The organism is Caballeronia sp. (assembly GCF_049581465.1).
Taxonomy (GTDB): Bacteria; Pseudomonadota; Gammaproteobacteria; order Burkholderiales; family Burkholderiaceae; genus Caballeronia.
In genome coordinates this window covers 1-4,494 of sequence record NZ_JBAUSA010000619.1, presented here as the reverse complement: position 1 = coordinate 4,494, position 4,494 = coordinate 1, and the positions used below count along the sequence as shown (strand labels likewise).

General features: G+C 59.6%; 4 protein-coding genes and 1 pseudogene. 4 read left to right on the top strand and 1 reads right to left on the bottom strand.

The window, feature by feature from the left end; translation table 11 throughout:
* The 3 genes from WCA53_RS15075 to WCA53_RS15065 all read left to right on the top strand — a co-directional run.
* Positions 1 to 181: DUF2946 family protein (locus WCA53_RS15075; protein ID WP_423911657.1), on the top strand; the 181-nt coding region annotated here is incomplete at its 5' end.
* A gap of 15 nt (positions 182 to 196) precedes the next feature.
* Complete coding sequence (locus WCA53_RS15070; RefSeq protein ID WP_423911652.1) at positions 197 to 307, top strand: copper resistance protein CopC; 111 nt, start codon at positions 197 to 199, stop codon at positions 305 to 307.
* A gap of 7 nt (positions 308 to 314) precedes the next feature.
* On the top strand, positions 315 to 764 hold the full coding sequence (locus WCA53_RS15065) for a copper chaperone PCu(A)C (RefSeq protein ID WP_423911649.1): 450 nt from the start codon (positions 315 to 317) through the stop codon (positions 762 to 764).
* Between the two features lie 123 nt (positions 765 to 887).
* Here WCA53_RS15065 and WCA53_RS15060 read toward each other — a convergent pair whose 3' ends face one another.
* Positions 888 to 3,383 carry a penicillin-binding protein 1A gene (locus WCA53_RS15060; protein WP_423911647.1) on the bottom strand — a complete coding sequence of 832 codons (2,496 nt, stop codon included), beginning with the start codon at positions 3,381 to 3,383 and terminating at the stop codon, positions 888 to 890.
* A 425-nt stretch (positions 3,384 to 3,808) separates the two neighbouring features.
* On the opposite strand from WCA53_RS15060, the pseudogene WCA53_RS15055 reads away from it, so the two are divergent.
* Positions 3,809 to 4,037 (top strand): annotated as a pseudogene (locus WCA53_RS15055) (plasmid mobilization protein); the annotation flags it as partial.
* Between the last annotated feature and the right edge of the window lie 457 nt (positions 4,038 to 4,494).

Below are 4,494 nucleotides of genomic sequence, written 5' to 3'. Positions count from 1 at the left end.
CTGGGACGCGTGCGGCTACTGCAACTTCGTCGCGCACTCTCCTGCCGCTCCGCCTTCCCCGAACGCGAAGCAGCCAGTCTCCGCACCGCAAACGCCGCGCTACAGCGGTCGCTTCGAATCGATCGCGCCGTATGCGCCCGTGGTCGCCGCCCAGCCTCGCGCGCCACCCTCCTTCATCTGATTCCTCGCGTTGTGCATGAGCGTCGCACTCGGCGTGTCTCACAACAGCACCTGTCAAGTTGGGTGGACAGCGGTCGCCGACGACGGCCATCGCACGAAAGGCCACACCATGTTCACTGTAAATTGAGGCAAGCATGAAGAAACTGACACTGATTCACACCGGCATACTGACAATATCCGCCTTCCTCGCCGCTTCAAATGTGCAAGCCGCGACCCTCGCGGTACACGATTGCTGGATTCGTTCAATGCCGTCGAGCCTGCCGTCATCGGGTTATTTCGTGGTGTCCAACGACGGCGACCAGCCCGCCACGCTGACCGGTGCCGACACACCCGCGTTCGGCATGGCAATGCTGCACAAATCCACCAGCAACGGCAGCACATCGACGATGTCCGAGGTCACTTCAGCAGAGGTACCCGCACATGGCACGCTGGCGTTTGCGCCAAGCGGTTATCACCTGATGCTGGAAGACGCCCCCAAGCCGTTGAAGATCGGCACGACGATCCCACTAACGCTGACGTTCTCCGACCACTCGACTATCGCGACCACGTGTGCGGTCAAACCGGCATCGACGTTGGGCAAGTAACGCTGCAGCAATGAAAAAGCGCGCCGCAATCACGTTGCGGCGCGCTTTTTTTTCGACAATGTCGACACATCTCTTGACGCGCAAGCATCCTCCCCGCGCTTACGCGTTGCATCACCGCAGCGATCAATGACCCTTGAATAGATTCATGATCTCCTGCCGCTCGCCCGAGTTCACTTGCGGAGGTGGCTGTGGTGGAGGGCTCGGCGGAGTTAACCCGCCCGGTCCGACACCCCCCACGGCATCGCTCGCACCTTCAGTCGGATTCCCCGAATCCACGCCGATGCTCGCAACAAACCCGTTGCCCGGCGTCTTGTCGGCGAAGAACATTTCACCGTCGATCGTGGTCAACCCATCCGGCATTGCCATGGGTTGCTGCGGCACTTTGGCGAGCGCCTTCTGCATGAAGTCAATCCAGATCGGCAGAGCGAGTTGAGCGCCGAACTCCCGGCTACCGAGCGACTTCGGCTGGTCATAACCCATCCACGCAATGGCGACGAGTTGATGCTGGTAGCCCGCGAACCAGCCGTCCTTCGCGTCGTTGGTCGTACCCGTCTTGCCGGACAAATCGTCACGCTTGAGGACGCTGGTGCCTGCACCCGTGCCGCTGGTCGCAACCGAATGCAGCAAGCTGTTCATCACGTAAGCGTTGCGCGGTTCGAGCGATTGCGGCGCGTTGGCACCGGCAACCAGCGGATTCGCCCGTGAAATCACTGCGCCGCGCGCATCGTCGACTTCGCCGATCAAATACGGATTGATTCGTGAGCCCCCGTTTGCAAACACCGAATATCCGCCCGCGAGTTGCAACGGCGTAACGAGACCCGCGCCGAGCGCGAGCGGCAAATACGGCGGCGTCTTGTCGACATCGAAACCGAATTTCTGCGTGACGTATTCCTGCGCGTACTTCGTGCCGATGAACGACAAAATGCGAATGGACACCAGGTTCTTCGACTTCTCCAACGCGGTACGCATGGACATTGGACCGTCCGGCTGGTCGTCGTCCTTCGGCTCCCAAGCCTGGCCGCCCGGCGACGTGGGCGGAAAGTACAGCGGCGCGTCGTTGATGATGGTGGCCGGCCCAAGCCCCTTTTCAAGCGATGCCGAATAGATGAACGGCTTGAAGCTCGATCCCGGCTGGCGCCATGCCTGCGTGACGTGATTGAACTTGTTCTTGTTGAAGTCAAAGCCACCCACCAGCGCACGGATCGCGCCGTCCTGCGGCACCAGGGACACCAGCGCGCCCTCCACCTGCGGCAACTGCGTGATGCTCCAGTTGTTGCTAGCGTCCTTGATTACCCGCACGATGGATCCCGGCTTGATGCGCACGGCGTTCGGCGCATTGCTGCGCAGACTCGTCGCAGCGAAGCGCAAGCCATCGCCGGAGATGGTTGCCGGATCGCCGTTCACGAACTCCACGACCACGGCCTTCGCATTCACGGACGTCACAACCGCCGCGACCAGATCGCCGTTGTCGGGATGATCGGCGAGCGCGTCGTCGATGGCTTCGTCCCGGCCGTCTGCATCGGTGGGCAAGTCGACAAAACCTTCCGGCCCGCGATACCCGTGACGCCGCTCGTAGTCCATCACGCCCTTGCGGACCGCACGGTACGCAGCGTCCTGATCGGCGGAGTCGATGGTCGTCGTCACCGAGAAGCCGCGCGTATAAGTGTCTTCGCGATACTGCGCGTACATCATCTGCCGCACCATTTCCGCGACATATTCGGCATGCACGGCGTACTCCGTGCCGGCCACGCGCGCGTGCAGTTCTTCGGCGCTGGCCTGGTCGAATTGAGCCTGCGTGATGAAGTTCAGCTCCAGCATGCGCTTGAGAATGTACTGCTGGCGGACTTTCGCGCGCTTCGGATTGACCACCGGGTTGTACGCCGAAGGCGCTTTGGGCAAGCCGGCGAGCATCGCGGCTTCGGCGAGCGTCACGTCCTTGAGGTCCTTGCCGAAATAGACCCGCGCCGCCGAAGCGAACCCATACGCGCGTTCTCCCAGATAAATCTGGTTCATATACAACTCGAGAATCTGGTCCTTCGTCAGCGCGCGCTCGATCTTGTACGCGAGCAGCATTTCGTAGATCTTGCGCGTATAGGTCTTTTCGCTTGAAAGGAAAAAGTTGCGCGCCACCTGCATCGTGATCGTGCTTGCGCCCTGCGATGCCCCGCCGTGCATGATGTCGCTCACACCTGCACGCGCAATGCCGATGAAATCGACACCGCCGTGTTCATAAAAACGGTAATCCTCGATCGCGAGCACCGCTTTCTTCATCTGATCCGGGATTTCATCGAAGCGCGCGATACGACGGCGTTCCTCGCCGAATTCGCCAATCAGCACGTGATCCGACGTATAGACCCGCAGGGGCACTTTCGGGTGATAGTCGGTGATTGCATCGAGAGATGGCAGGTTCGGCTCCATCACGACGAGCGCATAGCCAACGATCAACGCGCCCACCACGGCCACCAGCGCTATGAGGCCGACAAACCACATCAGGATGCTTAAGGCGAGCGGACGTCTGGTTGGACGATTGTCATCGGGTTTGCGGTATCGGTTGGGACCATCCTGGTCCCGGTCATCACGAGTGGCGTTCGAGGAATCTGGTCGTTTAATAATTGGCATGACTTGGATTAAACGGCGCGGAAGGAAGACCCCGCGACCGGTGGGCCACGCGAAGAGTAACAGCGCATTTTAAAGAATTCGAGCGACAGTCACCGTCGGATACGCGTTTTTTTTGTAAGTGAATCCTGCTTAATTACAGCGGCGGTGGTGTCCGAACGTATCGGGAAGGCACTCAGGGCCGTTGGCCAAGCAGGCTGGCGCCGGCTTTGCGTTATTCAAGTCATTGATATGGCAAGCAATTTTTGGACTGTTGCGCGCTTCTTCCCGCATCACCGGCAATGAGGACGACCCACCGCCAAAAAGATATGATTGATACGTTGATTGCGCGACTTGTTAGACTGCAACGTGTTCGTGAAACCTGATTGCTATCAAATTCGTCAAAGCAACGACTGACAGCTTGTCCGGCCCCAGCTTGTGAGGCGCTCATGACTACAAAACCCAGCGAACGCATCGTAGTGTTCGTTACCCCCGCGCAGAAACTTGCGATCACCAATACCGCCGAATGCCTCGGCATCAGCGTCAGCGAACTGATGCGGCGCGCTGTCATGAGCTTCAACGCGACAAGCGAACAAGTGAAAGTGGCGGGTCTGGTCGACCGGCTACGGGCACCGAAAGCGCCGGATCTGCTGAATGTCGCGTTGCGACAGGTCGCCGAACGGGCAGCAGCGCGGGAAGCACATGATGCTGCGCTCGCGGCGAAGCAGGCCGCCAAGCGGACTTTGGCAGCCGAGTCGCCTGTCGGCGCGCCGCAAGAATCGGTATCGAAGGAGATTTCTTCCGGCGATGGCTTCGATTCCCAGAATTCCTCGGATGCCTCGGATGAGGATGCTTCGTTTTCGGGGCGACCGTAGAGGTGCCCACAAGGGGCTTTGGGGTGGTCTCGGTCTTCGGTTCGGCGGTTCTGCCTTGGGTGAGTGTGGGGACAGGGCGGAGTCCTCCTGCTCGCGTGGTCGGTCTGCATAGGTCGGATTTTCTTGCTTATTACTGTTAGCCCCTATCCGGGGCGGGACTTCATTTCTTTGCAAACGCGCAAAGAAACGAAGCAAAGAAACGCGTTCAAACCGCGAATACCTCAGTGTCGTCGTTGCCCATTTCAGGTTTTTGGCACGAA

Coding starts and splice junctions, on each gene's coding strand:
- WCA53_RS15060 (WP_423911647.1), bottom strand. CDS start 3,383: ATGCCAATTATTAAACGACCAGATTCCTCGAACGCCACTCGTGATGAC.
- WCA53_RS15070 (WP_423911652.1), top strand. CDS start 197: ATGAGCGTCGCACTCGGCGTGTCTCACAACAGCACCTGTCAAGTTGGG.
- WCA53_RS15065 (WP_423911649.1), top strand. CDS start 315: ATGAAGAAACTGACACTGATTCACACCGGCATACTGACAATATCCGCC.